The sequence below is a fragment of the Sinorhizobium sp. FG01 genome (assembly GCF_002531875.1).
In the GTDB taxonomy this organism is placed as follows: Bacteria; Pseudomonadota; Alphaproteobacteria; order Rhizobiales; family Rhizobiaceae; genus Sinorhizobium; species Sinorhizobium fredii_C.
Genome location: NZ_NWTB01000007.1, coordinates 250156 through 265592, shown reverse-complemented (window position 1 = coordinate 265592; position 15437 = coordinate 250156). Strand labels below are relative to the sequence as shown.

14 protein-coding genes are annotated in these 15437 nt (G+C 63.4%); 6 read left to right on the top strand and 8 right to left on the bottom strand.

The window, feature by feature from the left end; all coding sequences use genetic code 11:
• Window positions 1–48: 48 nt before the first annotated feature.
• The 5 genes from rlmH (at window position 49) to CO656_RS13575 (ending at window position 5295) form a co-directional block, all read left to right on the top strand.
• Complete coding sequence (gene rlmH / locus CO656_RS13595) at window positions 49–531, top strand: 23S rRNA (pseudouridine(1915)-N(3))-methyltransferase RlmH (RefSeq protein WP_037417938.1); 483 nt, start codon at window positions 49–51, stop codon at window positions 529–531.
• A 95-nt stretch (window positions 532–626) separates the two neighbouring features.
• Complete coding sequence (locus CO656_RS13590) at window positions 627–2054, top strand: murein hydrolase activator EnvC (RefSeq protein ID WP_234819766.1); 1428 nt, start codon at window positions 627–629, stop codon at window positions 2052–2054.
• On the top strand, window positions 2044–3366 hold the full coding sequence (locus CO656_RS13585; RefSeq protein WP_037417945.1) for a S41 family peptidase: 1323 nt from the start codon (window positions 2044–2046) through the stop codon (window positions 3364–3366). Before CO656_RS13590 ends, CO656_RS13585 begins: the two co-directional genes overlap by 11 nt.
• A 146-nt stretch (window positions 3367–3512) precedes the next feature.
• Complete coding sequence (locus CO656_RS13580; protein WP_037417948.1) at window positions 3513–4718, top strand: divergent polysaccharide deacetylase family protein; 1206 nt, start codon at window positions 3513–3515, stop codon at window positions 4716–4718.
• 46 nt (window positions 4719–4764) lie between these two features.
• On the top strand, window positions 4765–5295 hold the full coding sequence (locus CO656_RS13575) for an RNA pyrophosphohydrolase (protein WP_037417951.1): 531 nt from the start codon (window positions 4765–4767) through the stop codon (window positions 5293–5295).
• 67 nt (window positions 5296–5362) lie between these two features.
• Here CO656_RS13575 and CO656_RS13570 read toward each other — a convergent pair whose 3' ends face one another.
• The 6 genes from CO656_RS13570 to CO656_RS30815 all read right to left on the bottom strand — a co-directional run bounded on the left by CO656_RS13570 (window position 5363) and on the right by CO656_RS30815 (window position 13886).
• Window positions 5363–6529, bottom strand: coding sequence for a calcium-binding protein (locus CO656_RS13570; protein ID WP_234819765.1), 1167 nt, complete (start codon window positions 6527–6529; stop codon window positions 5363–5365).
• Window positions 6530–7069: 540 nt separating this feature from the next.
• Window positions 7070–7555 carry a bacterioferritin gene (gene bfr, locus CO656_RS13565; protein ID WP_018235917.1) on the bottom strand — a complete coding sequence of 162 codons (486 nt, stop codon included), beginning with the start codon at window positions 7553–7555 and terminating at the stop codon, window positions 7070–7072.
• On the bottom strand, window positions 7521–7832 hold the full coding sequence (locus CO656_RS13560; protein WP_037417961.1) for a (2Fe-2S)-binding protein: 312 nt from the start codon (window positions 7830–7832) through the stop codon (window positions 7521–7523). The genes bfr and CO656_RS13560 overlap by 35 nt, the downstream gene beginning before the upstream one ends.
• A 294-nt stretch (window positions 7833–8126) precedes the next feature.
• The gene (locus CO656_RS13555) at window positions 8127–11480 is read right to left on the bottom strand and encodes an error-prone DNA polymerase (RefSeq protein ID WP_097526137.1); all 3354 of its coding nucleotides are present in this window, start codon (window positions 11478–11480) and stop codon (window positions 8127–8129) included.
• Complete coding sequence (locus CO656_RS13550) at window positions 11477–12997, bottom strand: DUF6504 family protein (RefSeq protein ID WP_272938898.1); 1521 nt, start codon at window positions 12995–12997, stop codon at window positions 11477–11479. Before CO656_RS13550 ends, CO656_RS13555 begins: the two co-directional genes overlap by 4 nt.
• The gene (locus CO656_RS30815) at window positions 12933–13886 is read right to left on the bottom strand and encodes a hypothetical protein (protein WP_234819764.1); all 954 of its coding nucleotides are present in this window, start codon (window positions 13884–13886) and stop codon (window positions 12933–12935) included. The genes CO656_RS13550 and CO656_RS30815 overlap by 65 nt, the downstream gene beginning before the upstream one ends.
• Before the next feature lie 168 nt (window positions 13887–14054).
• Between CO656_RS30815 and CO656_RS13545 the strand changes: the two genes are divergently transcribed.
• Window positions 14055–14489, top strand: coding sequence for a metallopeptidase family protein (locus tag CO656_RS13545; RefSeq protein ID WP_037389938.1), 435 nt, complete (start codon window positions 14055–14057; stop codon window positions 14487–14489).
• A gap of 36 nt (window positions 14490–14525) precedes the next feature.
• Here the strand turns inward: CO656_RS13545 and CO656_RS13540 are convergent, their stop codons facing one another.
• Window positions 14526–14714, bottom strand: coding sequence for a Trm112 family protein (locus CO656_RS13540; RefSeq protein WP_018235934.1), 189 nt, complete (start codon window positions 14712–14714; stop codon window positions 14526–14528).
• A gap of 10 nt (window positions 14715–14724) precedes the next feature.
• A complete protein-coding gene (locus CO656_RS13535) occupies window positions 14725–15405 on the bottom strand; it encodes an LON peptidase substrate-binding domain-containing protein (RefSeq protein WP_037389940.1) in 681 nt (226 codons plus the stop codon).
• Window positions 15406–15437: the final 32 nt, after the last annotated feature.

The following is a 15437-nucleotide window of genomic DNA, read 5'->3' as shown; positions in this document are numbered from 1 at the left end:
GATCGAAATCCCCTTCGATCGGATGCCGGTGGGGATGGAAACGGGTCAATGCGAATCGGACTTTTCGCAGTCGGCCGCCTCAAGGCGGGGCCGGAAAAGGATCTCGCAGCCCGTTACCTCGATCGCTTCGCCAAGGCGGGACCGGCCATCGGCCTGGAACTGGCGCGCGTCGTCGAAGTCAACGAGAGCCGCGCCGCCAACGCGGAAACACGCAAGCGCGAGGAAGCGGCCCAGCTCGAAAAGGCGCTTGCCGAGGGCAGCCTGCTGCTCTTGCTCGACGAACGCGGCAAGGCGCTCGATTCGGAGAGTTTCGCGACGCTGCTCGGCACGTTGCGGGACGGCGGCAAGCGCGATCTAATGATCGCCATCGGCGGTGCCGACGGGCTCGACCCGACGCTTCATGCCCGGGCCGATTCCGTCCTCTGCCTCGGCAAGATGACCTGGCCGCACCAGCTCGTGCGCATCCTGATTGCCGAACAGCTCTATCGGGCCGTGACGATTTTGGCCGGTCATCCGTATCATCGTGCGTGAATCTCATTCGTCGGCAATAACAAGAATATGTATTGGTGGGCTGCGGCAAATCGGATTAGGGTTTCCTGATTTATTTGCTTAGCCCACGAGACAGGATGACGCGCGCCAGGAACAGAGACGTCGCCCGGATGAAATTTGCCGTCGGGCAGGTCGGTCGGCACGCGGCGATCGCCGCCGTTCTCCTGTTGAGCGGCGCGCCGGCACTGGCGCAGGATCCCGGCGCGGCCGCTCCGGGCCCGACCGCTGCGACGCAGGGGCCGCCGGATCCCGCCGCCGACCTGACCCTGAGGCGCGACAGCACACGCAGCGAACTCGAGGCGCTGTCGAAGACGATCGGCGTTTCGCGTGATCGCGCCGCGGCTCTCGAGCAAACGATTGCCGAGATCGACAAGAGCAATGCGGCGCTGCGCTCGGCGATCGTCGATTCGGCGGCGAAGCGCCAGGACCTCGAACGGCAGATCGCCGAGGGCGAGAAGAAGCTCAACGAGCTGCGCGCCAAGGAGGACGTGGTCAAGCGCTCGCTCAGGGGCCGGCGCGGCGTACTCGCCGAGGTGCTTGCCGCCCTGCAACGGATGGGCCGCAACCCACCGCCGGCGATCTTGGTGACGCCGGAAGATGCGCTTGGCTCCGTTCGCAGCGCCATCCTGCTCGGCGCCGTCGTTCCAGAAATACGCGAGCAGACCGACAGCCTCGTCGCCGATCTCAAGGCGCTTTCCGACATCCGCGCCGGCATAGCGAGGCAGCGGGACGATCTGTCGGCGACGATGACCGCCAATCTCGAGGAAGAGCGGCGCATGTCTATGCTCGTCGCCGAGAAGGAAAAGCTGCGGCAGCAGAACGCGACGGAACTCGCCTCCGAGCAGCTCAAGGCGGAGGAACTGGCCCTGCAGGCGACCAATCTCGAGGGGCTGATCTCCTCGCTCGAAAACGAGATCTCCTCGGTGCGCGAGGCAGCCGCGACGGCGCGCGCGCAGGAGGAGGAACGGCTGCGGATGAACGAGGCCGAGCGCCAGGCGGCGCGGGAATTGGCCAAGAGCGCGGTGCCCGACAAAAACCGTATTGCGCCCGCATATGTGTTTTCGGAATTGCAACAGAGGCTCAGCTATCCGGTCGCAGGCTCGATCCTGCGGCAATTCGGCGACGCGGACGGCACCGGGCACTCGCTGCAGGGGATCATGCTGGAAACCAATGCAGGCGCGCTGGTGACCACGCCGGCGGACGGATGGGTTGTCTATGCCGGCAGCTTCCGCAGCTACGGACAGATGATCATCCTAAATCCCGGCGACGGCTACCATATCGTGCTTGCCGGAATGGAGAGCGTGAGCGTCCGCCCGGGGCAATTCGTCGTGGCAGGCGAGCCGGTGGCGACGATGGGTGCAAAAAGAGTGGCGAGTGCGGCGGCCTTGACGCTGGAAACCGACAGGCCAACGATTTACATTGAATTCCGAAAAGACGGAAAGCCGGTTGATTCCCGACCGTGGTGGACCGCAGCAGAAGTTGGAAAGGCGCGAAATGATACGTAGAGCTTCACTTGTTCTGGTCGGGGCGCTGATGGGGGCGACGGCGATGGGCGTCGTCTATTCGGCAACGATCCCGGCTGTGGCGGCCAATTCGTCCACCTATCGCGAGCTGGCGATTTTCGGCGATGTGTTCGAGCGCGTGCGCGCTCAGTACGTGACGCCGCCGCAGGACGACAAGCTCATCGAGAATGCCATCAACGGCATGCTCTCCTCGCTCGACCCGCATTCGAGCTACATGAACTCGGCGGATGCCGAGGATATGCGCACCCAGACGCGCGGCGAGTTCGGCGGCCTCGGCATCGAGGTGACGATGGAAGAGGATCTCGTCAAGGTGACGAGCCCGATCGACGATACCCCTGCCGCCCGCGCCGGGGTGCTTGCCGGCGACCTGATTTCGAAGATCGACGGGCAGGACGTCCGCGGCCTGAAGCTCGAGGAAGCGGTCGACAAGATGCGCGGTGCCGTCGGCACGCCGATCAAGCTCACCATCCTGCGCAAGGGTGCGGAGAAGCCGATCGAAGTGACGATCGTTCGCGACGTGATCGCCGTGCGTGCCGTCAAATACCGCGTTGAAGGCGATGTCGGCTATCTCCGAGTGATCTCCTTCACGGAGAAGACCTTCGACGACCTGAAGAAGGGCATCGAGAAAGTCAAGGCGGACGTCCCGACCGACAAGCTCAAGGGCTATGTGCTCGACCTGCGACTCAACCCGGGCGGTCTGCTCGACCAGGCGATCAATGTTTCGGACGCTTTCATGGAACGCGGCGAGGTCGTCTCGACCCGCGGCCGCAACCCGGACGAGACGCGCCGCTTCAACGCGACGCCGGGCGACCTGACGGACGGCAAGCCCGTCATCGTCCTCGTCAACGGCGGCTCAGCTTCGGCATCGGAGATCGTCGCCGGTGCGCTGCAGGATATGAAGCGCGCGACCGTGCTCGGCACGCGTTCCTTCGGCAAGGGCTCGGTTCAGACGATCATTCCGCTCGGCGACGCCGGCGCACTGCGCCTGACGACCGCGCTTTATTACACGCCGTCCGGCAAGTCGATCCAGGGCACCGGCATCACCCCGGACATCAAGGTCGAACAGCCGCTGCCGCCGGAACTCCTCGGCAAGGTCGAGGCCCAGGGCGAGTCCGATCTGCGCGGCCACATCAAGGGCCAGAACGAGGACGACGAGGGCTCCGGTTCGGTCGCCTATGTGCCGCCGGAGGCCAAGGACGACATTCAGCTGAACTACGCGCTCGACCTCCTGCGCGGCAAGAAGACGGATCCGTCCTTCCCGGCCAATCCCGAACAGGCCGAGCTCAAGAAGTAAGCGGACGCGAAGCGGATGAGACAAAGGCGCCGGGCTGTTCAACCCGGCGCCTTTATATTATGCATCGGCGATGTAGCCGACTGCCGATGATTCTCGCGAGCGGGGCGCATCCCTCACCGGCAACGTTCCAAAGGTCGAGGCTCCGTTTGGGAACTGATCTCAATGCCCCCCTTGGCCAGGGCCCGAAGAAGCGGCCTCGGCGCAAGCGCGACCCGCGCCGGCTGTCCGGCTATGCATTTCTTGGCATCTTCACCCTTGTCGTCGCCGGGCTTTCCGGCTGGGCCGCCTTGGCGCCCGATCCCCTGCTCCGCACTCCGGATCCGGTAGCGAGCGCAGAAGCGAGCCAGGCGCCCGCCGAGCAAGTCGCATCCCCCGCCAAGCCGAAAGGAGCAGCCGGCTCGCTTCGCCCGAGCGGCGCCCGTTCCGGCGCCCATGTCGAGGAGATCCTCACCGACGACGGCGCAACGGTCACGAAATTCACGCCGAGGCCGCGCGATGGCGAGGGCCCGGCGCTGATCAGCGCCGGGGCGATGCGCGGCCAGGACCCCCGCATGGCGGCGCTTCCGAACGAGGACCTCATCGAAGCAACGCCCGAGGGCCGGTTGCCGACCGTCGGTCCGGACGGTTTGCGGCCCATGGATCAATATGCCCGGCCCTGGTCCGGCGCCCGCGGCACCCGCATCGGGCTCGTCGTCGGCGGCCTCGGCCTCAGCCAGACGGGGACCCAGCGGGCGATCCGCGATCTGCCGCCGGACGTGACGCTCGCCTTCGCCGCGGCCGGCAACAGCCTGCAGCGCTGGATGCAGGATGCGCGCCGCGACGGCCACGAGATCCTCCTGCAGATCCCGATGGAGCCCTTCGACTATCCGGACAACGACCCCGGGCCGCATGCGCTTCTCGTCTCTCGCGGCGCCACGAAGAACCTCACCGAGCTGCACCGCAGCATGGGCCAGATCACCAATTATACCGGCGTCATGAACTATCTCGGCGGCCGCTTTCTCTCCGATGCGGATGCGCTCGAGCCGGTGATGCGCGACCTCGGTAAGCGCGGCCTGTTGTTTCTCGACGACGGCACCTCGGCGCAATCGCTTTCCGGAACGCTCTCTGGCGCCTTGGGCGTGCCGCATGGCTTTGCCGATCTGGTTCTCGACAGCGAACTCAGCCGCAGCGCGATCCTGCGCAAGCTCGACGAACTCGAACGCGTCGCGCGGCGCAACGGCACGGCGATCGGCGTCGCCTCCGCCTTCGAAGAGAGCGTGGCGACGATCGCCGACTGGATGGAGGAGGCCGGCGGGCGCGGCATCGAATTCGTCGGCGTTTCGGCTCTCGTCAACGATCCGCAACAAAACTGATCTAAGCAGGCTGAATACCTGACAGCACATGCAAGGGAATGACGACATGGGTAAAGACAAGGGCAAGGCTTTGAAGGCAGAGGACCTGCCTTATCGGCCTTGTGTCGGCGTCATGGTCCTTAATCATGAGGGGCTTGTCTGGGCCGGACATCGGCTCGCGGTCGGCAATTCGGAATATGATGGCTCGCCGCAGCTCTGGCAGATGCCGCAGGGCGGCATCGACGAGGGCGAGGACCCGCTTGAAGCCGCCTATCGCGAGCTTTACGAGGAGACCGGCATGCGCAGCGTTTCGCTGCTTGCCGAGGCGCCCGACTGGATCAATTACGACCTGCCGGAGCACCTGATTGGCATCGGCCTCAAGGGCAAGTTTCGCGGCCAGACGCAGCGCTGGTATGCCTTCCGCTTCGAAGGCGACGAAAGCGAGATCGCCATCAACCCGCCGCCGGGCGGCCACGACCCCGAATTCGACGCCTGGGAATGGAAGCCGATGCGCGAACTGCCGGGCCTAATCGTGCCTTTCAAGCGCAAGGCCTATGAAGAGGTCGTCGCCGCCTTCGCGCATCTGGTGGGTAGGTAGGCCCGCCGTCGGAGCCCGCCCCGCAAAAACGGGACGGGCTACTGATCGCGGATCGTTCGGACCTTCGTCAGGCGAGGACGAAGTCGCTCGTCGTAAGTGTTCTGACGTTCTGCAGGATGGCGACCAGTTGCGGGTCTTCGGCAGTACCCGAGCCGTCGGCATCGAACCAGAGACGGCCATTGTCCGTCTCGAACAGGAACATGCCCTTTCCGCTCGTCGCTGCGGGGTCGGTGCCTGTCACGAGTGTCACCGCCGCATCGCCCCCCGCGATGCCGAAGGCGTCGCGCTCGATGACGAGCTTGTCCTGGCCACGGGTGAAATCGGTGATGACGTCTCCCTCGCCGTCGAATCCGTCCTTATCGAAGACGAACCGGTCGTTGCCGGCACCGCCGGTCAGCCAATCATCGCCCTTGCCGCCGACCAGCATGTCGTTGCCCGTGCGGCCATCGAGGATGTCGTCCGCCTTCCCGCCATAAAGAACATTGCCGTTTGCATTGCCGCGAATCTCATCGTCGGCGCCGCTGCCTCTGATGTTTTCGACGTTCGTCACCGTGAGACCGAGTGCCAGGCCCTTGCTCGCCGCCTGATCCTGGAGATCGAGAACGACCGAAGTCGATCCTTCGCTGAAGGAAAGCGTATCGACACCGCTACCGCCGTCTAACACATCCCTGCCTGATGGATCATCGCGGATGAGAAGGTCGTCGCCAGCATCCCCGAAGAGTTGATCGTCGCCGGCGCCGTCGCGGAGCGTATCGTTGCCGTTTCCGCCGTGCAGGGTGTCGTCGCCGTTGTTGCCCTTGAGCGTGTCGTCGAGAGCGCCGCCGCTCACCCTGTCACGGCCGTTGCTGCCCGCATAATCAAGCCCTTCGAAGCCGTTGAACCATGTCGCCGTATCGACGATCACCGCTGCGCCAGAGAAGGCAAAACTGATTTCCCGCGTCTGCCCAGTGAGATCAAGGTTCAGCACGTCGGTTCCGGCGCCGCCGTCCGCCTTGTCGCCGATGCCGATATAGACCGTGTCATTGCCGTCCTCGGCATAGATCACGTCCTTGCCCTCGGTACCGGCGAGGCCCGCGCCGCGGATGATGTCATTGCCAGCGCCGCCTCTCAATCTGTCGTTGCCGGCATCACCCGATATCGTGTCGTCGCCGGCGCCGCCGTTGAGGGTGTCGTTGTTGCCGCCGCCGCTCAACTCGTCATTGAGGCTGCCGCCGACGAAGGTGTTGCTTCCCACGCCGCCGATGAGATTGACGCAAATCGGATTGTTCGGAGAAATGCCGCGGGCGTGCCGCTCGATTGCTCAAAGGCCGCACTGCCCATGTCCGGCCGGCTGTCGCCAACGCAGCCCCCGCATTTCAATGCCTTGTCGCATTGAGGCGCATCCGCTCTGCAAACTGACCATGAGCGAGCCGGAAAAACAGCGTGAAATGAACGAGAACCGGCAAATTTCCGTGACCTGCTTCGACCCCCATACCGGATCATGCATTCGCATGACCTCGAGAACGGAGCTTCCGTTCCGCTGCCATCTATGCGCGAGTTATGAGGTCTCTCCTGTTCCTGTCGGAACAGTCAAATGCGTTGGGCCGAAACGTCGCCGCTGTCGATCCGGGCGTGGTGCGCTGCTTCAATTCTCGCATCGCACATCATGACGCGATTGGGTCTTGCGCATGGACCTTTGCGCAACATCCGTACGGTGCGGGCTATCTTGCAATAAGCTCAATACAAAAGCGCCGCGGGTAGCACGCGCGGCGCTTTTATCCAAACAAATTCGATACTATTCGGCTTCGTTTGCCGGGGCGGCGTTGAGCTGCCCGTATTTTTCCTCGCCGATCGTTTCGAGCAGCTGGATCTGCGACTCGAGGAAGTCGATGTGGCCCTCCTCGTCGGCGAGCAGTTCCTCGAAGAGTTTCATCGAGACATAGTCGCCGGCCGCGTGACAGACGTCGCGGGAATTCTTGTAGGCCGTGCGGGCGTCGTATTCGCCGGCCAGGTCGGCCTTCAGCACTTCCTTGACATTCTGGCCGATGCGCAGCGGCGCCACCGTCTGCAGGTTCGGATGGCCTTCGAGGAAGATGATGCGTGCGATGAGTTTGTCGGCGTGGTGCATTTCCTCGATAGATTCCTCACGCTCCTTCTTTGCAAGCAGCGTGTAGCCCCAGTCTTCGAGAAAGCGGTAATGCACCCAGTACTGGTTTACGGCACCGAGTTCGAGAAAGAGCGCTTCGTTAAGCTGCTCGATGACCTTTGCGTCGCCTTTCAAGATCCGCCCTCCGGTTTTCTTCGTGGAATTGTTTTAGGCGGGTCATGAAATCAAATATCTCGGCGTCCGTCGAGTCGCGACGGGCGTGATATTGCTCGGTGGTGCGGATGATGATGTCGACGACATTGGGGAAACAGCCGCAGCAACGACCGCGCTTTTCCATCGCGTGATAGACTTTCGCCGGCACGATCAGCTGCCAACAGTCCTCATCGAGGAGGCCGATGATCGTGTCCTCGATCTCTTTTTCGGTGATGAAATTGCAGCTGCAAACCAGCATTTCGTCTTGCCCGTCAAACGCAACATCCTGAATTTGCGATAAAGCAAAAGAGGATATTTGCCGTCAACAAAAAACTCCTCTCCATAAAGTTGAAGGGTATATTAGAGGCGTTCTAATCTTGAGGAAAAATTTCGTGTTTTCATCGGATTAGCGGATTCTAAGGCACCGATTTTTCTCTCATGGCTTGCAGATTGGGTCGGAAAGGCTGCGACATTTTTACACAGGCTTACCCGCAGCCAAAGCCGGAGACAATCGGGCGATGCAACGATCTGCAGTTGGCAAGCCGACCGAGGATCAATGGAAGTTGCGTCCCTTCGGCATGACCTCGGCCACCTCGCTCCCCGACTCCGACGTTTTTCGTCCCTCTTGTTGAGAAGGCATCAGGCGCAATTGCCGGAGTGCTTTCTTGTCGCGGGCATCCGCGGTCGGCCTGAGCGCCTCGTCGGCCCGATCATTGGCTCCGAAGCGCCTGGCCTCGTTGCGCAAGAGCCCGAGCATCGGCGTCATGTCCTCCATATGTTCGGCGACCACATGGATGACGCCGCTTTCGCTCTGTAAGCGACCGCGTATCTTCACGAGCCGCGATCCCATGACCTGCCGCCGATATTTCTGGAAGGTCTTCTCCCAGACGATGATGTTGGCGACACCGGTTTCGTCCTCGATCGTCATGAAGATGACGCCATTGGCCGAACCCGGCCGCTGGCGAACGAGCACAAGGCCTGCCACCGTCACCCGTCTTCCGGCCGGGGTCCGCGCCAGATCCCGGCTTGAAAGAATGCTCATGCGCGAGAAATCCTCCCGCATGAAGGAGACCGGGTGGGCCTTCAGCGACAGCGTCAGGTAGCGATAGTCATGGATGACATGTTCGCCGGCGGGCATGTCCGGCAGGGCAACCGCCGGCTCGACCTGTAGGTCCGTCGAACCGGCCCCATCGAAAAGCGGCAGGCGCTCGACCGCCGACTGCTCGTTGAGCGCCTTCACCGCCCAGAGGGCTCTTCGCCGGTCGAGGCCGATGGAGCGGAAGGCATCCGCATCCGCAAGACGCTCCAGCACGGCCCGCGTCAGCCCGGAGCGGACCCAGAGATCGTGAACGGACCGGTATCCCTCGCCGCGGCGCGCGACGAGCGCCCCCATATCCGCTTGCCGCAATCCCTTGACCAGCCGGAAACCGAGCCGGACGGCCTTCTGCGACTTGATCACATCCCGCATATCCGCATGGCGCGGGTCGACCGCATCCTTGCTGAACATCCTCTCGCCTTCGAGCAGGGCATCCCAGTCCGAGTGGTTGACGTCGACCGGCAGGATTTTCACCCCGTGTTCGCGGGCATCGCGCACGAGCTGCGCGGGCGCATAGAAGCCCATCGGCTGCGAGTTCAGAAGCGCGGCGCAGAAGACATCCGGATAATAGGCCTTGAACCAGGAGGAGGCATAGACGAGCGAGGCGAAGGAGGCGGCATGGCTCTCGGGAAAACCATATTCGCCGAAACCCTTGATCTGGTTGAAGCAGCGCTCGGCGAACTCCCTTTCATAGCCGTTCTTGACCATGCCATCGATCATCTTCCGCTCGAAAGTATGGATCGTGCCGGTCCGCTTGAAGGTCGCCATGGCGCGGCGCAGGCGATCGGCCTCGCTCGGCGAGAAGCCGGCGGCGGTGATGGCGATCTGCATTGCCTGCTCCTGGAACAGCGGCACGCCCAGCGTTCTTTCCAGGACCGCCTTCAATTCCTCGCTCGGATAGTCGACCGCTTCTCCCCGGCGCTGCGCCTCGCGCCGCTTCAGATAGGGATGCACCATGTTGCCCTGGATGGGACCCGGGCGGACGATCGCCACCTCGATCACCAGATCGTACATTTCGCGCGGTCTGAGCCGCGGCAGCATGCTCATCTGCGCACGGCTTTCGATCTGGAACACCCCGACCGTATCGGCGCGGCAGATCATGTCGTAAACGGCCTCTTTCTGGTCTTGGTAGAGTTCGGCGAGCGTTTTCGGCTTGCCGTAATGGGCTTCCAGGAACTTGAAGGCCCTGGCGAGGCAGGTCAGCATGCCGAGCGCCAGCACGTCGACCTTGAGGATCTTCAACTGGTCGAGATCGTCCTTGTCCCATTCGATCATGTAGCGGTCGGGCATGGCCGTGTTCATGATCGGCACAACCTCGTCGAGCCTGTCGCGGGTGATGACGAAGCCGCCGACATGCTGGGAGAGGTGCCTCGGGAAGTTCATGAGCAGGCTGGCATAGGCAAGCACGCGCCTCGTCAGCGGATCCGCCATGTCGAGCCCCGCCCCCCTCGCCTGTTCCTCGGTGAAGGGCGAAGTGCCCCAGCCCCAGACGGAACTGACGAGAGCCGATTGTATGTCCTCCGACAGGCCGAAGGCCTTGGCGACCTCGCGGCCGGCCGAACGCGAGCGGTAGCTGATCACCGCGGCAGTGAGCCCGGCATGCTCCTTGCCGTAGGTTCTGTAGATATATTGGATGACCTCTTCGCGCCGCTCGTGTTCGAAGTCGACATCTATATCGGGCGGCTCGTCGCGGTCGCGCGACAGGAAGCGGTCGAACAGCAGCGTGAACTTCTGCGGATCGACGTCGGTGATGCCGAGGCAGAAACAGACGGAGGAGTTGGCGGCAGACCCCCGCCCCTGGCAGAGAATGTTCACGCTGCGGGCAAATTTCACCAGCTTGTGGACGGTCAGGAAATAGGGCTCGTATTTCTTGTCGTGGATGAGTTCGAGCTCGTATTCGATCTGCCGCTTTACCTTTTCCGGCACGCCGGAAGGATACCGCTCGCGCGCACCTTCGGCGACGAGCCTCCGCAGGCTTTCGGCCGGCGTCTCGCCCGCGGCGTTTTCGTCCGGATATTGATGGCTGAGCTCGTCGAGGCTGAAGGAAAGCTGCTTGAAGAATTTGCCCGCATTGACGATCGCTTCGGGATAGTCGCGGAAAAGCCGGACCATCTCCTGCGGGCCCTTCAGGTGCCTTTCGGCATTCTTCTGGAGGAGGAAGCCGGCGCTGGCGATCGACACATGCTCGCGAATGGCGGTGACCACATCCGCAAGCGGCCGGTAGTGCGGATCGTGATAGAGTGCGTCATTGGTGGCCAGAAGCCGGACATCGAGGCTCCTGGCGAGGGCGGCGAGAACGGCGAAGTCATGCCGGTCGAAGCCGTCATAACGGGGCGCAAGGCCGAGATAGAGCCGGTTGCCGGCATGCTCCCGCAATGTCTCAAGAAGCGTGCCCAGGATTTCCGGCTGCGGCCGGCCTTCGCCCGACATGACGATCAGCAGCAGTTCCTCCTGCCATTCGAGAAGATCGGCGAGATGAAGCGTGCAGTCGCCTTTCTTCGAACGCAGGTTGCCGGCGCTGAGCAGTCGGCAGAGATGCCCCCAGCCCTGCCTGTTCCGGGGATAGGCGAGAATGTCCGGCGTGCCATCGGCAAAGACCAGGCGGGCCCCGGGCTGGAAAGGATAATTCTCCACTTTTGCCTTGGCATGGGCCCTGACGACACCGGCCACGCTGTTGCGGTCGGCGACGCCGAGGCCTGAAAGCCCGATCTTCTTGGCAAAGACGATCATCTCCTCGGCCGGCGCCGCCCCTTCTAAAAAGGAGAAATTCGTGCGCGCTCCAAGCTCGTAGAAGATCGGCGCCTCGCTCATGCGAAAACTCCGTGCATGAACCAGCGGGCTGCCGCGACTTCCCTTCCGTAAAGGCCTTCGCGGAACAGCCAGAAACGGCGGCCCTCCTGATCCTCGACCCGGAAATAGTCGCGCGTCGGATGGTCCTCCCCGTCGATCCACCATTCGGCGGCGATCCGCTCGGGACCCTCGGCGCGGGCGACGCGATACTGGGTCTTTCGCCAGTTGAAGCTGCGCGGGGCGCCGTCCGGCACCTCGGCCGTCGCCTCCACCAGTTCGGGGTAGGCGAAAACCCGAAGCGGGCGGTTTTCCGGAAAGACCCTGTCGTCAGAGCCAGGCGGCGCCATCACCGCCGCCACATTCCTGACCGCGGCAAACCCGCCCGCCCGCTCCGGCAGGTGGCTTTCGGCAAGGCTCGCCTGCATCAGGCAATCGGGGCCGAACCGGGCGGCAACCTTGTCGATGAAGGCGGCAAGCGGCTGGCTTTCCTCGGGCACGCCGGAAAAATCCTGCTGCGCCGGATCGAGCCTTTCGCTGCGCAAAACGGCCAGCCTGAGGATTTCGAAGCCGTAGCCGGCATCGAGATCGTCATGGACCGCCTGCAGCCGTTCGCGAAAGAGCGCCGCGATGCGGCCGGCATCATTCAACGGCATGGCCGCATGCGCCCGCACACGGAATACCCGTCCGTCGACGCGAAACAGAAGAAGCTCGAACAGCCGCCCGCCTTCGCCATGCCGCTCCAGCGAGGTGCGGACGTCCTTGGCAAGGTGACGGGTCAGTTCGAGAATGTATTCCTCGTCCATCAGCGGTTCGGCGAGCCGGCGCTCGGCGGCAAAGCTCGGCACCGGCAGGCGCGGCGACAAAGGTTCGTCCGCCGCGCCTCTCGCCTGATCGAGCCTGAGGAGAAGGAGGGAACCGAAGCGGCGGGCAAGCGGCGCGCGCGGCGCTTCGAGAAGGTCGCCGATCTGTTTCAGCCCGACGCGCTCGAGGGCTGCGGCGGTTTCCTCCGGCAGGCGGAGCGCCGCAACCGGCAAGGGTGCAAGAACCCGACCGGCCTCTCCCGCTTCGATGACGGCCACATCGCCGTAGCGGGCGGCGGCCCAGGAAAGGCCGGCTGCGGAGGAGACGGTCGCCCGCGCCTCGACGCCGAGCGAGAAAAGCCGGGACAGGAGATCGCTGACAAGCCCCTTCTCGCCGCCATGCAGGTGGGCGCAGCCGGTGATGTCGAGAAACAGGCCGTCCTTTCCGTCGAGCGCGACCAGCGGCGTGTAGCGGCCGCACCAGTCGGCAAGCCCTTCCAGAAAGGCCTGGTCGGCCGCCGGATCGGCGGCGATCACGTCGAGCGCCGGGCACATGGCGCGGGCCTCCGCCGCCCCCTGCCCGCGCTTCAGGCCGATCTTCTCGGCAAGCGTGTCGAGCGCGACGAGGCGCATGGCATTGTCGATCTTGGCGGCGAAAACGACCGGCGGATGATCAGGACGCCCGCGCGAAAGCCAGGAGGCGCCCCAGCGGCTGCGCGCGAGGCGGTCGGCCGGCAGGTGAGGAAAGTGGATCGACAGGATTCTCTGGCTGTCCGTTGGCCTGAAGAGCGGCGCTCCGGCGTTCGTCGAGGGGGTAGAAGCGGCGGTCATGGGCGTTCCATTCCAGAAAGATGTCGGCAGCGGCATAAGCCCTGCTTTTTTCGACAAGGAGGTGAAAGGCGGGATGGTCGATGCTGCCGCAAAGCACCGAGCCATCGGGGAGAGGACGTTCGCCGGCCGGCGCCGGCTTGATCTGGAAGCGGAAAAAGGCGCTGCTCGCCTCCTCCTTGCCCGCCTGGCGGAAGAGAAGCAGAGGCACATGACCCGCCCGGGCCCGGACATTGAGGCGCCGGCTCTCGCTCAAGGTGAGACAGGCGGGATTGCCGCGGATTTCCAGAACGACCGCGGCGAAGACCGGCACCAAAAGCGCCGTCTCGGCGACCCAGAGCGCATCCTTGACGGTGCGCGCCGCGACGAAGAGGAAGCGCTCCGGATCGAGCCCATAGGACTTGAGGCCGGGCGCATAGAGTTGCCCCGCCTCGCGGCAAGCGAGCGCCTGGCTGATCCAGAGCACCGGAGCGAGATGGCCTTTCTCCCTCCTCTCCTGCTGGTAGAGCACCGCAAGCGCCGCCACGAAGCCGGCGGCCGCGCCCGCATCGCGGGTTTCGGCATTGCGGATTTCCATCATCCCTTCGAGCGGCAGCCCGCCCTTGAGGAGACCGTCGAGCGACCCGATCCCGAGCGGCAGCACCTTGCGATGCAAGGTCCCTTCACTGCCGCGCCGAAAGCCGGCGGCATCGGCCGTCTTGGCGGTCCGCACGATTCCAGGCAAGCTGCAATTTTCAATCCGTGCTATGGTGTCACGAAGGGAAAGTATGGTTTGCCGTTGCACGGCGTTCTCGGCCATGACGGTCAACTCCCATCAAATGTTCATGTTATGTTCTTATGGATTCCAGAGCTGGCAGGAAGAGTCAACAGCAAAGAATAAGAATTTATTCCTCAGCCTCGCCTGAACAGAATTCAACACTCGAAAAACAAACGGGAAATCGCTATATGAGGGCAACAAGGAGTGCCTATGGCCCGCATTGACCAGACCGATGATTGGCGGGAACGCCACGCACCGACGCTTACCACATTCGAACAGCTTGCTTTTGAAGCCTATAGCCACCTACCGGACGAATTCCGCAAGCTGACGACGGACCTCATCATCGAAGTTGCCGATTTCCCCAGCGACGACGTCTTCGAAGACATGGCGCTCGAGACGCCTTTCGACCTGCTCGGCCTCTTCGAAGGCCGCGGCATCGGCGAACGCTTCACCATGGAGACCGGCCAGTTTCCCAACCGCATCACCCTCTACCGCCGCCCGATCCTCGACTACTGGGCGGAAAACGAGGAAACACTCGGCGATATCATTACCCATGTGCTGATTCACGAGATCGGCCACCATTTCGGTCTTTCCGACGACGACATGGAGCGGATCGAGGCGAGCGTCGAGCACGTCGGCGGTTAGGGCACAAACGACCTTCCATCGGCAAGCAACCGTCGCCTAATCTTCGATCTTGCGCGCTTCCGAGACAAGCATGATCGGCACGCCGTCGCGGATCGGATAGGCGAGGCGGGCCTTTTCCGAGACCAGCTCGTGGGCCTCGGCATCGTAGCTAAGCCGCCCCTTTGTCAGCGGACAGACGAGCAATTCGAGAAGTTTCGGATCGACCCTGCTGGCGTTTGCGTCCATGGCTTCGTCTTCACTGCAGAATGTTGTCGAGATCGCCGAAATTGCGGGCGAGTACGATCTCGGTAATCGCGATCAGCGTTTCGGCCCGCGTCTTGAGATCGGGCGCTTCGAGCAGCGCCTGCTTCTCCGCCGGCCCGTAGGGCGACATCATCGCCATCGAATTGACGAGCGTACGGTTGCTCGCCCGCTCGACGCTTTCCCAGTCGGCCTCCAGCTTGTTGGCGTCGAGATAGGCGCGGAAGGCGGCGAGCAGCGCCTCGCGGTCGACGAGGGCCTCGTCGTCCGGCCCTTCGAGATCGGCCGCGAAGGGGCCGATGCGGAAGCGGCGATAGCCGCGCACGCCGGAAATTTCGGCAAACAGCCTGTAGCGGCAGACGCCGGTGAGCGAGGTGATGTAGCGGCCGTCGCCGGTTTCGGCGAAGGAGGTGATGCGGCCGATGCAACCGACCTGGCAGAGTGCCGGCACCGGCGAGGAATCGATGTCGCTGCGGCCTTCGGCAAAGGAGGGCTGGACGATGCCGATCAGCCGGTCACCGGAGAGCGCGTCATCGAACATTGCGAGGTAGCGGGGTTCAAAGATGTTGAGAGGAAGCTGGGCACCCGGAAGCAGCAGCGCGCCCGTCAGGGGGAACACCGGAATGATCTCCGGCAGATCCTTCGGACTGAGATAACGCGCATTTCCGACATGCATTTCCGATTGCCCCTGAAGATCGCGGCGTTCCT